Here is an 18,289-nt window from a genome sequence, read left to right as displayed (position 1 = left end):
AGGGGCGACCTTTAATGCGCAGATCCGTGTCATAACTCGTTGATTTGTCGTAAGTCGTTGCCAGGCATCATGCCGGCGGCGGCGAGCTTCGTTCGTCCCATATGGATGTGACGAGGTTTCACCCGAAAAAGGAATCAGGCTTCTCATGGGCGAACTGGCCAAAGAAATCCTCCCGGTCAATATCGAAGACGAGCTGAAACAGTCCTACCTCGACTATGCGATGAGCGTAATTGTCGGGCGGGCACTGCCTGATGCGCGCGATGGCTTGAAGCCCGTGCACCGGCGTGTGCTGTTCGCGATGAGCGAGCTGGGTAACGACTGGAACAAGCCGTACAAGAAATCTGCCCGTGTTGTCGGTGACGTGATCGGTAAGTATCACCCTCACGGCGACACTGCGGTGTACGACACCATCGTTCGGATGGCCCAGCCGTTTTCCCTGCGCTACCTGCTGGTAGACGGCCAGGGCAACTTCGGTTCGGTGGACGGCGACAACGCCGCGGCCATGCGATACACCGAAGTGCGCATGACCAAGCTGGCACACGAGCTGCTGGCCGACCTGCACAAAGAAACCGTGGACTGGGTGCCGAACTACGACGGCACCGAAATGATCCCGGCGGTCATGCCGACCCGTATTCCCAACCTGTTGGTCAACGGCTCCAGCGGTATCGCCGTGGGCATGGCCACCAACATCCCGCCACACAACCTCGGTGAAGTCATCGACGGTTGCCTGGCGCTTATCGACAACCCCGAGCTGACCGTCGATGAGCTGATGCAATACATCCCCGGCCCGGACTTCCCGACCGCCGCGATCATCAACGGCCGCGCCGGCATCATCGAAGCCTATCGCACCGGCCGTGGCCGCATTTATATGCGCGCCCGCTCGATGATCGAAGACATCGACAAGGTCGGTGGCCGCCAGCAGATCGTCATCACCGAACTCCCGTACCAGTTGAACAAGGCACGTCTGATCGAGAAGATCGCCGAGCTGGTTAAAGAGAAGAAGCTCGAAGGCATCACCGAACTGCGCGACGAGTCTGACAAAGACGGTATGCGCGTGGTGATCGAGCTGCGTCGTGGCGAAGTGCCTGAGGTGATCCTCAACAACCTCTACGCCCAGACCCAGCTGCAAAGCGTGTTTGGTATCAACGTCGTGGCCCTGATCGACGGTCGCCCGCGCATCCTGAACCTCAAGGATCTGCTGGAAGCCTTCGTGCGTCACCGTCGTGAAGTGGTGACCCGCCGCACCGTGTTCGAACTGCGCAAGGCCCGCGAGCGCGGGCACATCCTGGAAGGCCAGGCGGTTGCGCTGTCGAACATCGACCCGGTTATCGCCCTGATCAAGGCTTCGCCGACCCCGTCGGAAGCCAAGGAAGCGCTGATCAAGATGCCGTGGGAATCCAGCGCCGTCGTGGCGATGGTTGAACGTGCCGGTGCCGATTCGTGCCGTCCGGAGACCCTGGACCCGCAATACGGCCTGCGTGATGGCAAATACTTCCTGTCTCCGGAACAGGCCCAGGCCATCCTGGAACTGCGCCTGCACCGTTTGACCGGTCTGGAGCACGAGAAGCTGCTGGCCGAGTACCAGGAGATCCTCAACCAGATCGGCGAGCTGATCCGCATCCTCAACAGCGCCGTGCGCCTGATGGAAGTGATCCGCGAAGAACTGGAAGTGATCCGCGCCGAATACGGCGACGTGCGCCGCACCGAAATTCTTGATGCGCGCCTCGACCTGACCCTGGGTGACATGATCCCGGAAGAAGAGCGCGTGGTGACCATTTCCCACGGTGGCTATGCCAAGACCCAGCCTTTGGCTGCGTACCAGGCCCAGCGCCGCGGTGGTAAAGGTAAATCGGCTACCGGCGTGAAGGATGAGGACTACATCGCTCACCTGCTGGTTGCCAACAGCCACACCACGCTGTTGCTGTTCTCCAGCAAGGGCAAGGTGTACTGGCTCAAGACCTACGAAATCCCGGAAGCGTCCCGCGCTGCCCGTGGCCGTCCGCTGGTCAACCTGTTGCCGCTGGACACCGATGAATACATCACCACCATGCTGCCGGTCGAGGAATACACCGAGGGTCACTTCATCTTCATGGCAACCGCCAAAGGCACCGTGAAGAAGACCCCGCTGGAATCCTTCAGCCGCCAGCGCAGCGTGGGCCTGATCGCCCTGGAGCTGGACGAAGGCGACGTGCTGATCTCTGCGGCCATTACCGATGGCGAGCGGGAAGTCATGCTGTTCTCCGACGGTGGCAAGGTGACGCGCTTCAAAGAGTCCGACGTGCGTGCGATGGGCCGTACCGCCCGTGGTGTGCGCGGTATGCGCCTGCCGGAAGGGCAGAAGCTGATTTCCATGCTGATCCCGGAAGAAGGCAGCCAGATCCTTACGGCTTCGGCCCGTGGTTATGGCAAACGCACCGCTATCAGCGAGTTCCCCGAGTACAAGCGTGGCGGCCAGGGTGTGATCGCCATGGTCAGCAACGATCGCAACGGCCGTCTGGTCGGCGCGGTCCAGGTACTGGATGGCGAGGAAATCATGCTGATTTCCGACCAGGGCACCCTGGTACGTACCCGTGTTGATGAAGTGTCGAGCCTGGGCCGTAACACCCAGGGCGTGACCTTGATCAAGCTGGCCAGCGACGAGACCCTGGTGGGCCTGGAGCGTGTCCAGGAGCCATCGGAAGTCGAAGGCGAGGAGCTGGAAGGTGAGGAGTTCGATGGCGAGGTGATCGCAGCCGGCGATGACAGCGTCGACGAGCCAACCCTCGATGCTGCCGCAGACGAAGAAGAACCGCAGGAATAAGCGGACAACCAAGGGGGCGGATGAAGATTCGCCCCCTTGTTATTTGTCCCTTTTGAAAGTTTGCAATACTGCGCATTCCCCTGTGGGAGCGGGCTTGCTCGCTCCCACAGGGGTTATGTGTCGAACACGAATTATGTGACCAACAGATCAGAGCGAGATTGGATGTGAGCAAGAGAGCCTATAACTTCTGTGCTGGTCCCGCGGCACTTCCTGAAGCAGTCCTGCAGCGTGCGCAGGGTGAACTCCTCGACTGGCATGGCAAAGGCCTCTCCGTGATGGAAATGAGCCATCGCAGTGATGAGTTCGTGTCCATTGCTACCAAGGCCGAGCAGGATCTGCGTGACCTGCTGGACATCCCGTCGGACTACAAGGTGCTGTTCCTGCAAGGCGGCGCCAGCCAGCAATTCGCCCAGATCCCGCTGAACCTGCTGCCGGAAGACGGCACTGCCGACTATATCGATACCGGTATCTGGGGGCAGAAGGCCATTGAAGAGGCCTCGCGCTACGGCAACATCAACGTGGCCGGTACTGCCAAGCCCTACGATTATTTCGCTATTCCAGGTCAGAACGAGTGGAAGTTGTCCAAGGACGCGTCCTATGTTCACTACGTCCAGAACGAAACCATCGGCGGCCTGGAATTCGACTGGGTACCTGAAGTCGGTGATGTCCCGTTGGTGTGCGACATGTCCTCGGACATCCTCTCGCGCCCGATGGATGTGTCCCGCTACGGCATGATCTACGCCGGCGCGCAGAAGAACATCGGCCCGAGCGGCATCCTGGTCAACATCATCCGTGAAGACCTGCTCGGTCGTGCCCGCTCGGTGTGCCCGACCATGCTCAACTACAAGGTCGCGGCCGACAACGGCTCGATGTACAACACTCCGCCGGCTTTTGCCTGGTACCTGTCGGGCCTGGTGTTCGAGTGGCTCAAGGAGCAGGGCGGCGTGGCAGCCATGGGCAAGCTCAACGAAGAGAAGAAGCGCACCCTGTACGACTTCATCGACGCCAGCGGCCTGTACAGCAACCCGATCAGCCTGAGCGCCCGTTCGTGGATGAACGTGCCGTTCCGCCTGGCCGATGATCGCCTGGACAAGCCATTCCTGGCGGGTGCCGACGAGCGTGGCCTGCTCAACCTCAAGGGGCATCGTTCGGTAGGCGGCATGCGCGCCTCCATCTACAACGCCGTCGACATCAATGCCATCAAGGCACTGGTGGCCTACATGGCAGAGTTCGAAAAGGAACACGGCTAATGTCTGAGCAAGAACTCAAGGCCCTGCGTGTACGCATTGACGCCCTGGACACCAAGGTCCTGGAGCTGATCAGTGAGCGAGCGCGGTGTGCCCAGGAAGTGGCGCGGGTCAAGATGGCTTCCCTGGCCGAAGGCGAAGTGCCGGTGTTCTATCGTCCAGAGCGCGAAGCCCAAGTGCTCAAGCGGGTGATGGAGCGTAACCAGGGGCCGCTGGGCAATGAAGAGATGGCGCGGTTGTTCCGCGAAATCATGTCTTCGTGCCTGGCCCTCGAGCAGCCATTGAAAGTGGCGTACCTCGGCCCCGAAGGCACCTTCACCCAGGCGGCGGCGATGAAGCATTTCGGCCACGCGGTGATCAGCAAGCCGATGGCGGCCATCGATGAGGTGTTCCGCGAAGTGGCTGCCGGTGCGGTGAACTTCGGCGTAGTGCCGGTGGAAAACTCCACCGAAGGCGCGGTCAACCATACGCTTGACAGCTTCCTTGAGCACGACATGGTGATCTGTGGCGAAGTCGAGCTGCGTATTCACCACCACTTGCTGGTGGGCGAAAACACCAAGACTGACAGCATCAGCCGCATTTACTCCCACGCTCAGTCCCTGGCCCAGTGCCGCAAGTGGCTGGACGCTCATTACCCGAATGTCGAGCGCGTCGCGGTCTCCAGCAACGCCGAGGCGGCCAAGCGGGTCAAGGGTGAGTGGAATTCGGCGGCGATTGCCGGGGATATGGCTGCGGGCCTGTATGGCCTGACGCGCCTGGCCGAGAAAATCGAGGATCGCCCGGACAACTCCACGCGCTTTTTGATGATCGGCAGCCAGGAAGTGCCGCCGACCGGCGACGACAAGACGTCGATCATCGTCTCCATGAGCAACAAGCCGGGGGCGCTGCATGAGCTGCTGGTGCCGTTCCATGACAACGGGATTGACCTGACGCGCATCGAGACCCGTCCTTCGCGCAGCGGTAAATGGACCTATGTGTTCTTTATCGATTTCGTCGGCCACCACCGTGATCCGCTGGTCAAGGGTGTGCTCGAGAAAATCAGTCAGGAAGCCGTGGCACTCAAGGTGCTGGGTTCCTACCCGAAAGCGGTTTTATGAGGCTTTGACATGAGTGGCAACTTCCTCGCCCTGGCGCAGCCGGGCGTGCAACAACTGTCGCCTTACGTTCCAGGCAAGCCTGTGGACGAGTTGGCGCGCGAGTTGAATCTGGACCCGGCGAAGATCGTCAAGCTGGCCAGCAATGAAAACCCCCTGGGGCCAAGCCCCAAAGTGCTGGCGGCGATCCGCGAAGAGTTGGCGGAACTGACCCGTTATCCCGACGGTAACGGCTTTGCCCTCAAGTCCCTGCTGGCCGAGAGCTGCCGGGTCGAGTTGAGCCAGGTGACCCTGGGTAACGGTTCCAACGACATCCTGGAACTGGTGGCGCGTGCCTATCTGGCCCCGGGCCTGAATGCGGTGTTCAGTGAGCACGCGTTTGCGGTGTATCCGATTGTCACCCAGGCTGTCGGCGCCGAGGCGCGGGTGATTGCGGCCAAGGACTGGGGGCATGACCTGCCGGCCATGCTGGCGGCCATCGATGCCCAGACCCGCGTAGTGTTTATCGCCAACCCGAACAACCCGACCGGTACCTGGTTCGGTGCCGACGCGCTGAACGAGTTCCTGCAGGATGTGCCTGGGCACGTGTTGGTGGTGCTGGACGAGGCCTACATCGAATACGCCGAAGGCAGTGACTTGCCCAACGGCCTGGACTTCCTCGCGGCCTACCCGAACCTGCTGGTATCGCGCACGTTCTCCAAGGCTTATGGCCTGGCGTCGCTGCGGGTTGGCTACGGGTTATCCACAGCCGTTGTCGCGGATGTGCTGAACCGCGTGCGCCAGCCATTCAACGTCAACAGCCTGGCGCTGGCGGCGGCCTGTGCGGCGCTCAAGGATGTCGAGTACCTGGAAGAAGGGCGGCGGATCAACGAAAGCGGTATGCAGCAGCTGCAGCAAGGCTTTCGTGAGTTGGGCCTGGGCTGGATTGAGTCCAAGGGCAACTTTGTCTGCGTAGATCTCGCCCAGGAGGCCGCTCCGGTATTCCAAGGCCTGCTGCGCGAAGGCGTGATCGTGCGTCCGGTGGCCAATTACGGCATGCCCAACCATTTGCGTATCACCATCGGTTTGCCGGCTGAAAACAGTCGCTTCCTTGAGGCGCTGGCCAAGGTCCTGGCCCGTGGTTGATGTGATTGCAATGCAACCTGTTGTGCCTGTGATCGGTCGCCTGGTGGTGGTCGGCCTGGGATTGATTGGCGGCTCCTTTGCCAAGGGCCTGCGTGAAAGCGGCCTCTGTGGCGAAGTGGTCGGTGTGGATCTGGACCCGCAATCGCGTCGGTTGGCGGTTGAGCTGGGGGTGGTGGACCGCTGTGAGGCGGACTTGGCCCTGGCATGCCAGGGCGCCGATGTCATTCAGTTGGCGGTACCGATCCTGGCCATGGAAAAACTGCTGGGGCTGCTGGCTGGCATGGACCTGGGCCAGGCGATCCTCACGGATGTCGGCAGTGCCAAAGGCAATGTTGTACGCGCGGCGCGGCTGGCGTTTGGCGGCATGCCGGCGCGGTTCGTGCCGGGGCACCCGATCGCTGGCTCCGAGCAGAGCGGGGTGGAAGCCTCCAACGCCCAACTGTTCCGTCGGCACAAGGTGATCCTCACGCCGTTGCCAGAAACCGATCCCGCCGCCTTGGCGGTGGTGGATCGGCTGTGGCGTGAGCTGGGGGCGGACGTCGAGCATATGCAGGTCGAGCGCCATGACGAAGTGCTGGCGGCGACCAGTCATCTGCCGCATTTGCTGGCCTTTGGCCTGGTCGACTCCCTGGCCAAGCGCAACGAAAATCTGGAGATTTTCCGTTACGCCGCCGGCGGGTTTCGCGATTTCACGCGGATTGCCGGTAGCGACCCGGTGATGTGGCACGACATATTTCTCGCCAATCGCGAGGCCGTGCTGCGCACCCTGGACACCTTCCGCAGTGACTTGGATGCCTTGCGCGATGCGGTCGATGCGGGGGATGGGCACCAGTTGCTGGGTGTTTTCACTCGTGCACGGGTGGCGCGCGAGCACTTCAGCAAGATCCTGGCGCGGCGTGCCTATATGGACGCCGCCGTCAACGCTGACGATGTGGTGTTTGTCGCCAGCCCCGGTGGGCAATTGAGTGGCAAGATCCGGGTGCCGGGGGATAAATCCATTTCCCATCGCTCGATCATGCTCGGGTCGCTGGCGGACGGTATTACCGAAGTCGAGGGGTTCCTTGAGGGTGAGGATGCCCTGGCGACCCTGCAGGCGTTCCGCGACATGGGGGTGGTGATCGAAGGTCCGCATCATGGGCGAGTGACTATCCATGGTGTGGGCCTGCATGGCTTGAAGCCGGCCCCGGGGCCGATCTATCTCGGCAATTCGGGCACGTCCATGCGCCTGCTGTCAGGTTTGTTGGCGGCGCAGCGTTTTGACAGTGTGCTGACCGGCGATGCTTCGCTGTCCAAGCGGCCGATGAATCGCGTGGCCAAGCCGTTACGGGCGATGGGCGCGGTGATCGAAACCGGGCCGGAAGGCCGGCCACCGCTGACTATTCGTGGCGGGCAGTCGCTCAAGGGGTTGAATTACACGCTGCCGATGGCTAGCGCCCAGGTCAAGTCCAGTCTGTTGCTGGCTGGCTTGTACGCCGAAGGCCGGACGGCGGTGACCGAGCCTGCGCCCACCCGTGATCATACCGAGCGGATGTTGCGCGGTTTTGGCTGTCCGGTGGAGGTCGTTGACGCAACGGTGGCGGTTGAGTCGGGTCATGCACTGTTGGCCACGCGCATCGAAGTGCCGGGTGATATCTCTTCCGCGGCATTCTTCCTGGTGGCCGCCTCGATTGCCGAGGGGTCCGAATTGTTGCTGGAGCATGTGGGAATCAATCCTACCCGCACCGGGGTGATCGATATCCTGCGTCTCATGGGGGCCGATATCACCCTGGAAAACCTGCGTGAAGTGGGCGGCGAACCGGTTGCGGACCTGCGTGTACGCGCGGCACCGCTCAAGGGTATCGAGATTCCCGAAGCGCTGGTTCCCCTGGCTATCGACGAATTCCCAGTGCTGTTTGTCGCCGCCGCTTGCGCCCAGGGGCGCACGGTATTGCGTGGTGCCGAAGAGTTGCGGGTCAAGGAGTCTGACCGCATCCAGGTAATGGCCGACGGTCTGTTGGCGCTGGGTGTGAAGTGTGTGCCGACCCCTGATGGGATTATCATTGATGGCGGCGGCATGGCCGGGGGTGAAGTGCATGCCCACGGTGATCATCGGATCGCCATGGCGTTCAGTGTGGCGTCCCTGCGTGCCACTGCGCCGATTCGTATCCATGACTGTGCCAACGTAGCTACATCTTTTCCGAATTTTCTTACACTGTCTGCCCAAGTCGGCATTCGTGTAGCCCAAGAGGCTCAATTGTGAATATCAAAGCACCGGTGATTACCATCGACGGGCCGAGCGGCTCTGGCAAAGGCACCGTCGCAGGCTTGTTGGCCAAGCGTCTGGGGTGGTGTCTGCTGGACTCCGGGGCGTTGTATCGCCTGCTGGCTTTCGCCGCACGTAATCATGGCGTCGACCTGACCAATGAAGCATCGTTGGTATTGCTGGCGGCTCATCTTGACGTGCAGTTCGTCGGCGCGACCGAAGGTCATTCGCTGCGCATTATCCTGGAAGGAGATGACGTAACCGATGATCTGCGTAACGAGCAGGTTGGCTCCTGGGCTTCCCAGGTCGCCGCCTTGCCGGCCGTGCGTGATGCCTTGCTCCAGCGTCAACGGGCTTTCCAGGAGCCACCGGGCCTTGTGGCCGATGGCCGTGATATGGGGACCGTGGTGTTCCCTGAGGCGCCGCTGAAGATTTTCCTGACAGCCAGTGCCGAGGAGCGGGCGCGCCGCCGTTACTTGCAGTTGAAGGGCAAGGTGGATGGTGTTAGTCTGTCGAGTCTGCTAGATGAGATTCGTGCGCGCGATGAGCGTGACACCCAGCGTGCGGTAGCCCCGCTCAAACCGGCGGCTGACGCCATACAGCTGGATTCCACGGAATTGTCCATCGAGCAGGTGCTGGAACGCATCTTGAGTGAAATCGCCCTTCGCGATATCGCCGGATGACTCAGAGGAAGTGCAGGGGACCAGTCCTAGACCTGCGCTTCTTCTCTTATATGAACGTAACCCACACCGTCTGGGGTGTGGCAGATGGGCGTATTCTTCGCCCTTATCAACAGGAATTAAAATGAGCGAAAGCTTTGCGGAACTCTTTGAAGAAAGCCTAAAAACCCTGAACCTTCAGGCTGGCTCCATCATCACCGGTGTTATCGTTGATATCGATTACCAAGCTCGCTGGGTAACCGTTCACGCTGGTCTGAAGTCTGAAGCACTCATCCCGCTTGAGCAGTTCTACAACGACGCTGGTGACCTGACTATCAATGTCGGTGACGAAGTTCACGTTGCTCTGGACTCGGTTGAAGACGGTTTCGGTGAAACCAAGCTGTCCCGTGAAAAAGCCAAGCGCGCTGAATGCTGGATTGTTCTCGAAGCAGCCTTCGCAGCTGAAGAAGTGGTCAAGGGCGTTATCAACGGTAAGGTTAAAGGCGGCTTCACTGTCGACGTTAACGGCATCCGTGCGTTCCTGCCAGGTTCTTTGGTCGACGTTCGTCCAGTGCGCGACACCACGCACCTGGAAGGCAAAGAACTCGAATTCAAGGTCATCAAGCTCGACCAGAAGCGCAACAACGTTGTCGTTTCCCGTCGCAGCGTGCTGGAAGCAGAGAACTCCGCCGAGCGTGAAGCTCTGCTGGAATCCCTGCAGGAAGGCCAACAAGTCAAAGGTATCGTCAAGAACCTCACCGATTACGGCGCATTCGTCGATCTGGGTGGCGTCGATGGCCTGCTGCACATTACCGACATGGCTTGGAAGCGTATCAAGCATCCTTCCGAAATCGTCAACGTTGGCGACGAGATCGATGTCAAGGTTCTGAAATACGATCGCGAGCGCAACCGTGTTTCCCTGGGCCTGAAGCAACTGGGTGAAGATCCATGGGTTGCTATCAAAGCCCGTTACCCAGAAAGCACTCGCGTAACTGCGCGTGTTACCAACCTGACCGACTACGGCTGCTTCGCAGAGCTGGAAGAAGGCGTGGAAGGCCTGGTACACGTTTCCGAAATGGACTGGACCAACAAGAACATCCACCCTTCGAAAGTCGTACAAGTCGGCGACGAAGTGGAAGTTATGGTTCTGGACATCGACGAAGAGCGTCGTCGTATCTCCCTGGGCATCAAGCAGTGCAAATCTAACCCATGGGAAGATTTCTCTGGCCAGTTCAACAAGGGCGATAAAATCTCCGGCACCATCAAGTCGATCACCGATTTCGGTATCTTCATTGGTCTGGACGGCGGCATCGACGGCCTGGTTCACCTGTCCGACATCTCCTGGAACGAAGTTGGCGAAGAAGCTGTTCGTCGTTTCAAGAAGGGCGACGAGCTGGACACCGTTATCCTGTCGGTTGACCCAGAGCGCGAGCGCATCTCCCTGGGTATCAAGCAACTGGAAAGCGATCCGTTCTCCGAGTACGTTCAAGAGAACGACAAGGGTGCAATCGTTAAAGGCATCGTGAAGGAAGTTGACGCTAAAGGCGCCATCATCACTTTGGGTGACGATATCGAAGCGACTCTGAAAGCCTCCGAAATCAGCCGTGATCGCGTTGAAGACGCTCGTAACGTTCTGAAAGAAGGCCAGGAAGTAGAAGCCAAGATCATCAGCGTTGACCGCAAGAGCCGCGTAATCCAACTCTCCATCAAGTCGAAAGACGAGATCGAAGAGAAAGAAGCAATCCAGAGCCTGCGCGACAAGCCAGCTACCTCTGACATTGCTTCGGGTCCGACCACTCTGGGCGACCTGTTGCGTGCACAAATGGAAAAACAGAACTAAGTTCTGTCAGACCATAGAAAAAGGGCGACTTCGGTCGCCCTTTTTTGTGTCTGGGATTTGGCAGTTGGAGTGAGGTGCGTGGCTGGCAAGGCGTGATCGCCCTTGAGGCTTCTTGTGGGGGTGCGATCTTGTTATCCAGGCACTCCAAGGGCTTTTCTGGGGAAAGGTCGCCAGGCCTATCCTGAGCCCTGCCTGCTCTGGTCCTCGGTCTGGTAAGGGTTACCATAATTTGCGCAAGATAAGTCAAGCCACAGGCTGTTCAAATTCATCTGGTCATGCTAAAACCTTCGGAGCGCTTTTCCTAGCTGCTTGAAAAAGAAGGGAAAAATATGACGAAGTCGGAGTTGATCGAACGAATTGTCACCCATCAAGGGCTGCTCTCATCCAAAGATGTGGAGTTGGCCATCAAGACCATGCTTGAGCAAATGTCCCAGTGCCTGGCCACTGGTGATCGGATCGAGATCCGCGGCTTTGGCAGCTTCTCGCTGCACTACCGCGCTCCACGCGTGGGCCGTAACCCGAAAACCGGCCAGTCCGTCAGCCTCGACGGCAAATTCGTGCCTCATTTCAAGCCGGGCAAGGAATTGCGGGATCGAGTGAACGAAGACGAAGAAGAAAACGTCTGAGTTTTTTTGGGATAGGAGAAGTTTATGCGCGGTGTAAAGCGCGTCGCCCTGGTACTGATTGTGCTGATCGCCGCCTTGGCGATCCTGGCATTCGTACTGGAAAACCAGCAAGACGTCGCCCTGGCGTTCCTGGGGTGGTCTACGCCACAGCTGCCGGTTTCGGTGTTTGTGACGTTGGCGTTGATTGTGGGGATGTTAGTGGGGCCGTTCCTGAGTTTGCTGGTTCGCCGTAAGGCGCGCCCAAAGCCCGCACTTTAGGGTTGGCGCATACCGTTTGTCGCTTGTATTGCAGGTTCAAGGACTTCGTTGGACGTTGGCTCTTCTAGCTGCGATGCGTAAGCGCTTCTCTGTCTTTAGGAAATAATGACGTTGGGGCCGCGCTGTCGCATTTTCCCTGCAATATCCTCAACAAGTAGGAATTGACCTACAGTCATGTCAAGTCTTGCAATGTTATCGCGAGATGGCAAAATGCAACCTGTTCTCGATTCCAGTCATTTTGTGTGTCCAGGGCTTGGCAGCGACGCCGGGCTTTTGGTCGATCCTTATAAATATAAAAAACCACAAGATCGTCTGCATAACGAGCCCGCAGTTTCTCTTTGAAGGCAGGTTTTTGTTGTGAGTAGTAGCTTCCGCGTTCCCCCGGTTCCCCCTTCCGATGAAATCGACATTGTTGCCCTCGCTCAGGCTGTATGGCAGCGGAAGTGGCTCGTTATGCTGGCTGCTGTCGGCGTTGGCCTTGCTGCGGCCGCTTATGCTTTTGTCGCTACTCCAGAATACCATGTCAGTAGTGTTCTCAGGCCTGCTGCAATCAATGAGCTCGATGCTCTGAACCGCTCCGAAATCTATAAGCTGTCACCAAGTGCTGCCTTGAAAAAGGTGGGGGCTTCTCTGGAGTCGTACGACACCCGCCTTGGGTATTTTCGTGCAAATCGAAAGTTGTTCGAAGAGTTTGAGCGGCCGGGTCGTACGTTGGAGCAAAGCTTTGAAGAGTTCAATGCTGACTCGATCAAGCTCGTGCTTCCGGATGCAAAAAAAGCCGATTCCCTGAGTGCTTACATTAAGCTTTCGATGAATTACCCGAAAGGAATGGACGGTGTTGCGATACTTAACGGTCTCATTAGTTACTCGATTACGCTTGAGCTACAGCAAATTGCCCAAGATATGGACGTTATTGTCAAAAATAGGCTGAATGAGATTGAGGGCAAGCTAGATGCCGCTAGAGCCAACTATGGCAATAAAAAAGAAGCGAAAATTGCTTCTTTGATGGAGGCTGACATGATACGTCGGGCTCAATTGCAAGATGAGCTGAAGGCGATTCGGGCGCAATTGAAGACTCGCCGGGTGAATCGTATGGCCCAGTTGAACGAAGCTATTGGCATCGCCAGGTCGCTGGGTATTAGAAGGCCAACGACCCCCTCCTCATTGGGCGAGTCTGATCGCGGCGGATCTTCAAGTATGATGCGCACGGAAATCAATAATCAGCAGATTCCTTTGTACTTCATGGGTGAAGAGGCGCTGGAGGCTGAAAAATCGGCGTTATCGCGGCGCAAGTCCGATGATTTTACCGAGGTGCGGATTGCGCAGATTGGCAAAGAGCTACAAATGCTTGAGACGAACCGTCAGATTGAAGTGCTGAGTCAACGGGAAAATGAGGATCTCTTCCTGCGTGATGTAGAGCCCCTGCGCGCGGAAGAAGCTCGGTTGCGTAATCTGAATGTTGATATAAGTCGTATCAAGCTCGTTACCATTGATAGGCTTGCCCTGGAACCTTTGGCACCTGTCAAGCCTCGAAAGGTGCTGATTATAGTGCTGGGCGTGTTCCTGGGCGGGATTCTTGGTATGGTGATTGCGGTTTCTCGTTACTTTTTCTCCCTGAAAAAAAGTAGTGGTGAAAAGATGGTTCTTTCAACTGTTCCTGTGGCGCCGGAGGCCCCTGCTTTTAATGGTTCCAGTGATCGGTTGGATGATCGACGCTAATATTGTGGTAGTGGGGGGGCATTCCTGATGTGTCATGATTGTGGCATAAGGGGCTGGCTTTCTTGGGTGGGTGATGTGAGTGCACTGAGCGAACTAATCTACTAGTTTGAAGGTTATTGACCCTGCCCGTTGTGCGCGCGCGCTAGCTGGGTGCTTGCCCCGTAATCAGTATCGCCTTCGAGGCTGGGCTCCGTGCGAGTTATACGACGTGTATAATATGCTCATTTTATCCTGCTCACGGTCTCAAGGCATCGTTTTCGAGATGGCATAAAGGAAACCTGCAGGCAGGACGGGGGGGCGACGGTGGTCTTGGTCGGCAAAGTCAAAGCCCTATACCGGTCGTCAGTATCGTTTTTGCCTGTCGGTTCGTTGAGCTCAAGTGGAAAGCGATAGGTCTCTGGTGTGCGTTACCGGGGCATTTACGGAAAGTCCTGGGGCGGTAGCGCGTCAGGGTTATAACTAAAGGGGTTTAACGGTGTTTCTTTTACAGCGACTGTTATGCAATGCCAATCTGAATAGACCAGCCTGATGCTTGCGCCTAATTTTTTGCAGCTCTCCAATATCTCGATCCGCGGTTTGACGCTAATCAGCAAATTTTTGCTGATTTTCTTTTTGGCCCGTTTTCTCGAACCCGCTGAGTTAGGTGTTTACGGGCTGTTGGCTGCAACAGTTGGTTATTCGATGTATTTGCTAGGTTTTGACTTTTATACCTACAGCACCCGTGAACTGCTCAAGCGCCACCGCCAGGAGTGGGGGGGGCTGCTCAAGTCCCAAGGAGCATTAACCTTAGTCTTGTACGCAATTTTTTTACCGCTGCTTAGCCTCGTTTTTATTAATGACCTGCTGCCAATGCGTGTTCTGGGTTGGTTTTTTGTTTTGTTGATACTTGAACATCTTAATCAGGAACTGGGCCGCCTGTTAGTTGCGGTTTCGCAGCAACTTTCTGCCAGTCTGGTCCTGTTTCTCCGCTCAGGGGTGTGGGCAATATTGGTGGTCGGGGTGATGGTTTTGTACCCGGATACGCGGGACTTAGATGTTGTGTTCGGGGCCTGGACGCTGGGAGGGCTGACAGCGCTGTTGTTGGGTATTTTTCGTGTCAATCGCATGGGTTTGTCAGGTTGGCGGCAGAAGGTTGACTGGATCTGGATCATCAGGGGACTGAAGGTCGCACTCGCTCTATTAATTGCAACCCTTGCCATCCGAGGGGTCTTCACCTTGGATCGCTACTGGTTTCAAGAGCTGGCAGGACTGGACATGCTGGGCGCCTACGTATTGTTCATGGGCGTCAGCATGGCGCTCATGTCGTTCCTGGATGCGGGTATTTTCGCTTTCATTTATCCGGGATTGATCAGTTCCTATCAACAGGAGGATGCTGTCGGTTTTCGCCGAGGTATGCTGAAGCTTTTGCTGCAAACGGTCTGCGTTTGCGGGTTTTTTTTGCTGGTTGCGCTGCTGACTATCGGCCCGTTGCTGGCTTGGCTTGATAAGCCGCTCTACAGTGAGCAGCGAGGACTTTTCATCTGGATCCTTCTTGCTACGGTACTATACGCAGTCGGCATGATTCCCCATTTTGGATTGTATGCACAAGGCCGTGATCGGCCGATTATTTTTAGCCATATCGCCAGCCTGATAATTTTCATTCTGGCAACCGGGAGTTTCGCGCAGTACTGGCCGCACTTGGGTGTGCCGCTAGGTTTGTGTGTCAGCTTTTTTTGTGTATTGTGCTGGAAATCATGGAGTTTTTATCGCTTAACTCCGGCACCTTACCGTTTATTTCAATCCTGATTTCGTGCAGGAAGCAACCAAGGGACGCGTCAATGTTCACCAATAAAACCATTCTCATCACCGGCGGTACTGGCTCGTTTGGTAATACCTTTGTGCCGATGACCTTGGCTAAGTACAACCCGAAGAAGATCATCATCTTTTCCCGGGATGAAATGAAGCAATGGGACATGGCCAAGAAATTCGAAGGTGACTCGCGCGTTCGATTCTTCATCGGCGACGTTCGCGATAAGGAGCGCTTGTATCGCGCCCTGGATGGTGTCGATTACGTTGTTCATGCGGCTGCTACCAAGATCGTTCCCACGGCAGAATACAACCCGTTCGAATGCATCAAGACCAATATCAACGGTGCCATGAACCTGATTGATGCGTGCATCGACAAAGGCATCAAGCGCGTTGTGGCATTGTCCACTGATAAGGCCAGCAGCCCGATTAACCTGTATGGTGCGACTAAGCTGGCTTCTGACAAACTGTTCGTCGCCGGCAATTCTTATGCCGGGGGCCATGAGACCCGTATGGCAGTTGTTCGCTATGGCAATGTCATGGGCTCGCGCGGTTCGGTCATCCCGTTCTTCATGTCTATCAAGGACAAAGGTGAGTTGCCGATCACCGACGAGCGTATGACCCGCTTCATGATTTCCCTGGAAGAGGGCGTCGAGCTGGTCTGGCATGCGTTCGAAGACATGGAAGGCGGCGAGATCTACGTGAAGAAAATTCCGTCGATGAAAGTAACCGATCTTGCCCGCGTGGTTGCGCCAGATGCAGCACAAAAAGTCGTTGGCATCCGTCCAGGCGAAAAACTGCATGAGCAAATGATCAGTGCCGAGGATTCCTATTACACGTATGAATACCTGGAACACTTCAAGATTCTGCCAGTTATTAACGAGTGGGCGACTTGCCCGAAACGTATAAAGGATGGCAAGAAGGTTCCTGAAGGTTTTGTTTATGCCAGCGACAACAACACTGAGTGGATGAGTGACGAAGACCTGCGGAACTGGATAACCCTCAACGAAGCCAAGATTGGGAGCATCTGATTCATGATTCCCTACGGTCGCCAAGACATAACCCAAGCAGATATCGATGCAGTGGTTGGAGTGTTGCAATCCGACTTTCTGACCCAGGGACCGATGGTGCCCCGCTTCGAGCAGCAGGTCGCGCTGCACGTGGGGGCTGCCCATGCGTTGGCAGTGAACAGCGCTACGTCGGCGTTGCATATAGCTTGCCTAGCCCTGGGCCTTGGTCCTGGCGACCGTTTGTGGACAAGTCCTGTCACCTTTGTGGCTTCTGCCAACTGCGGTCTGTATTGCGGTGCGCAAGTTGACTTCGTGGACATTGACCCTCGCACCTACAACCTGTGCCCTCAAGCATTGGCGCGCAAACTTGAGCAAGCCGAGCGAGAAGGGGCGCTGCCCAAAGTCGTTGTGCCGGTTCATCTCTGTGGCCAGCCTTGCGACATGCAAGCGATCCATGCGTTGGCCAAGCGTTACGGATTCAAAGTTATCGAAGACGCCTCGCACGCGATTGGCGGCAAATATCAGGGCGAGTTTATCGGTAACGGGAAATACAGCGATATTACGGTTTTCAGTTTTCATCCGGTTAAAATCATCACCACTGCCGAAGGTGGTATGGCCTTGACCAATGACGCGGAACTGGCAAATAAAATGGCCTTGCTGCGCAGCCATGGCATCACCCGTGATCCGCAACAGATGACGCACGAATCAGACGGCCCCTGGTATTACCAGCAGATTGATCTGGGTTTCAATTATCGGATGACCGAGTTGCAGGCTGCTTTAGGTATCAGTCAGGTGGAACGCCTGGATCAGTACATTGCGCGGCGCCATCAATTGGCGGCTCGCTACAACGATCTCCTGGCCTCGCTACCGGTGAGTGCGCCGTGGCAACATGACGACAGTTATTCTGGTTTGCACCTCTATGTGATTCGTCTGCAATTGGAAAATATTGCCAAGACCCATCGCCAGGTATTTGAGTCCTTGCGGGAGCAAGGGATTGGCGTGAACCTGCATTATATCCCGGTCCACACGCAACCTTATTACGCAGCAATGGGCTTCAAGCCTGAAGACTTCCCAGTAGCGCAAACCTACTACCGTGAAGCTATTAGCATCCCGATGTTCCAGACCATGAGCAATGAACAGCAGGATCAAGTAGTGGCAGCTGTTGCCAAGGCCCTGCAAGCATGAGGTTGGCGGTCATTCCTGCCCGGGGTGGCAGCAAGCGTATTCCGCGGAAAAACATCAAGATGTTTTGCGGTAAGCCAATGATTGCTTGGTCGATTGAGGCAGCATTACAAAGTGGTTGTTTTGATAAGATCATCGTTTCCACGGACGATGACGAGATTGCTGAAGTCGCCCGTCAATACGGGGCCAGTGTTCCGTTCATGCGGCCTGTGGAGTTGTCTGATGATTACACCGGAACCCTTCCGGTGATTCAGCACGCTATCGAATGGTGCAGGGCTGATGGGTTTGATGCCCACCAAGTGTGCTGTTTGTATGCAACCGCACCTTTTGTTCGCCCGGAAGACTTGAGTCGTGGCTTGGGTACCCTTGAGCAGACGGGAAGCCACTACGCATTTTCGGTGACCACTTACGCCTTTCCAATACAGCGGGCGATTCGATTGACCGGAGCCGGACGTGTAGAAATGTTCAATTCTGAGCATTTCAATACCCGCTCTCAGGACCTTGAAGAGAGCTATCACGACGCTGGGCAATTCTACTGGGGGTTGGCCAGTGCCTGGCTGCAAGGGGGAATGATCTTCAGCCCTGAGTCCAGTGCGGTCATGTTGCCGCGCCACCGTGTGCAGGACATCGATACACCTGAAGACTGGGTTCGTGCGGAGTGGTTATACAAAGCTTTTCAAGCTGAGTCGAACCCGAAGTGAA

Annotated in this window: 14 protein-coding genes; all 14 read left to right on the top strand. The window is 56.8% G+C overall.

Annotated features, from left to right (window positions below; all coding sequences use genetic code 11):
* Positions 1-145 precede the first annotated feature (145 nt).
* Positions 146-2,800 carry a DNA gyrase subunit A gene (gene gyrA / locus HKK57_RS00890; RefSeq protein WP_029298707.1) on the top strand — a complete coding sequence of 885 codons (2,655 nt, stop codon included), beginning with the start codon at positions 146-148 and terminating at the stop codon, positions 2,798-2,800.
* A 164-nt stretch (positions 2,801-2,964) separates the two neighbouring features.
* Positions 2,965-4,050, top strand: a complete 1,086-nt coding sequence (serC, locus tag HKK57_RS00885) for a 3-phosphoserine/phosphohydroxythreonine transaminase (protein WP_029298706.1) — start codon at positions 2,965-2,967, stop codon at positions 4,048-4,050.
* Positions 4,050-5,144: a prephenate dehydratase gene (gene pheA / locus HKK57_RS00880; protein ID WP_029298704.1), complete on the top strand. Its 1,095-nt coding sequence runs from the start codon at positions 4,050-4,052 to the stop codon at positions 5,142-5,144. The genes serC and pheA overlap by 1 nt, the downstream gene beginning before the upstream one ends.
* A gap of 9 nt (positions 5,145-5,153) precedes the next feature.
* Positions 5,154-6,266, top strand: coding sequence for a histidinol-phosphate transaminase (gene hisC / locus HKK57_RS00875; RefSeq protein ID WP_169389656.1), 1,113 nt, complete (start codon positions 5,154-5,156; stop codon positions 6,264-6,266).
* A 28-nt stretch (positions 6,267-6,294) separates the two neighbouring features.
* Positions 6,295-8,505, top strand: coding sequence for a bifunctional prephenate dehydrogenase/3-phosphoshikimate 1-carboxyvinyltransferase (locus tag HKK57_RS00870; protein ID WP_092237374.1), 2,211 nt, complete (start codon positions 6,295-6,297; stop codon positions 8,503-8,505).
* Positions 8,502-9,191 carry a (d)CMP kinase gene (gene cmk / locus HKK57_RS00865; RefSeq protein WP_029298696.1) on the top strand — a complete coding sequence of 230 codons (690 nt, stop codon included), beginning with the start codon at positions 8,502-8,504 and terminating at the stop codon, positions 9,189-9,191. Before HKK57_RS00870 ends, cmk begins: the two co-directional genes overlap by 4 nt.
* A gap of 121 nt (positions 9,192-9,312) precedes the next feature.
* The gene (gene rpsA, locus HKK57_RS00860; RefSeq protein ID WP_029298694.1) at positions 9,313-11,007 is read left to right on the top strand and encodes a 30S ribosomal protein S1; all 1,695 of its coding nucleotides are present in this window, start codon (positions 9,313-9,315) and stop codon (positions 11,005-11,007) included.
* 329 nt (positions 11,008-11,336) lie between these two features.
* Complete coding sequence (gene ihfB / locus HKK57_RS00855; RefSeq protein WP_017848846.1) at positions 11,337-11,633, top strand: integration host factor subunit beta; 297 nt, start codon at positions 11,337-11,339, stop codon at positions 11,631-11,633.
* Between the two features lie 24 nt (positions 11,634-11,657).
* Positions 11,658-11,891 (top strand): lipopolysaccharide assembly protein LapA domain-containing protein, encoded by a 234-nt coding sequence (locus HKK57_RS00850; protein ID WP_029298690.1) that lies wholly within the window; start codon positions 11,658-11,660, stop codon positions 11,889-11,891.
* A gap of 357 nt (positions 11,892-12,248) precedes the next feature.
* Entirely contained in the window at positions 12,249-13,610 is a 1,362-nt protein-coding gene (locus tag HKK57_RS00845; protein WP_169389655.1) for a Wzz/FepE/Etk N-terminal domain-containing protein, read from the top strand.
* A 528-nt stretch (positions 13,611-14,138) separates the two neighbouring features.
* Positions 14,139-15,395, top strand: a complete 1,257-nt coding sequence (locus tag HKK57_RS00840) for a lipopolysaccharide biosynthesis protein (RefSeq protein ID WP_169389654.1) — start codon at positions 14,139-14,141, stop codon at positions 15,393-15,395.
* A 32-nt stretch (positions 15,396-15,427) separates the two neighbouring features.
* On the top strand, positions 15,428-16,426 hold the full coding sequence (gene pseB, locus HKK57_RS00835) for a UDP-N-acetylglucosamine 4,6-dehydratase (inverting) (protein ID WP_169389653.1): 999 nt from the start codon (positions 15,428-15,430) through the stop codon (positions 16,424-16,426).
* A gap of 3 nt (positions 16,427-16,429) precedes the next feature.
* Positions 16,430-17,590, top strand: coding sequence for a UDP-4-amino-4,6-dideoxy-N-acetyl-beta-L-altrosamine transaminase (gene pseC, locus HKK57_RS00830; RefSeq protein ID WP_169389652.1), 1,161 nt, complete (start codon positions 16,430-16,432; stop codon positions 17,588-17,590).
* Positions 17,587-18,288 carry a pseudaminic acid cytidylyltransferase gene (pseF, locus tag HKK57_RS00825; RefSeq protein ID WP_169389651.1) on the top strand — a complete coding sequence of 234 codons (702 nt, stop codon included), beginning with the start codon at positions 17,587-17,589 and terminating at the stop codon, positions 18,286-18,288. Before pseC ends, pseF begins: the two co-directional genes overlap by 4 nt.
* The last annotated feature ends 1 nt before the right edge of the window (position 18,289 follow it).

The organism is Pseudomonas sp. ADAK21 (assembly GCF_012935735.1).
In the GTDB taxonomy this organism is placed as follows: Bacteria; Pseudomonadota; Gammaproteobacteria; order Pseudomonadales; family Pseudomonadaceae; genus Aquipseudomonas; species Aquipseudomonas proteolytica.
The sequence above is the reverse complement of the archived record's forward strand: the minus strand, read 5'-3'. Positions and strand labels throughout refer to the sequence as shown.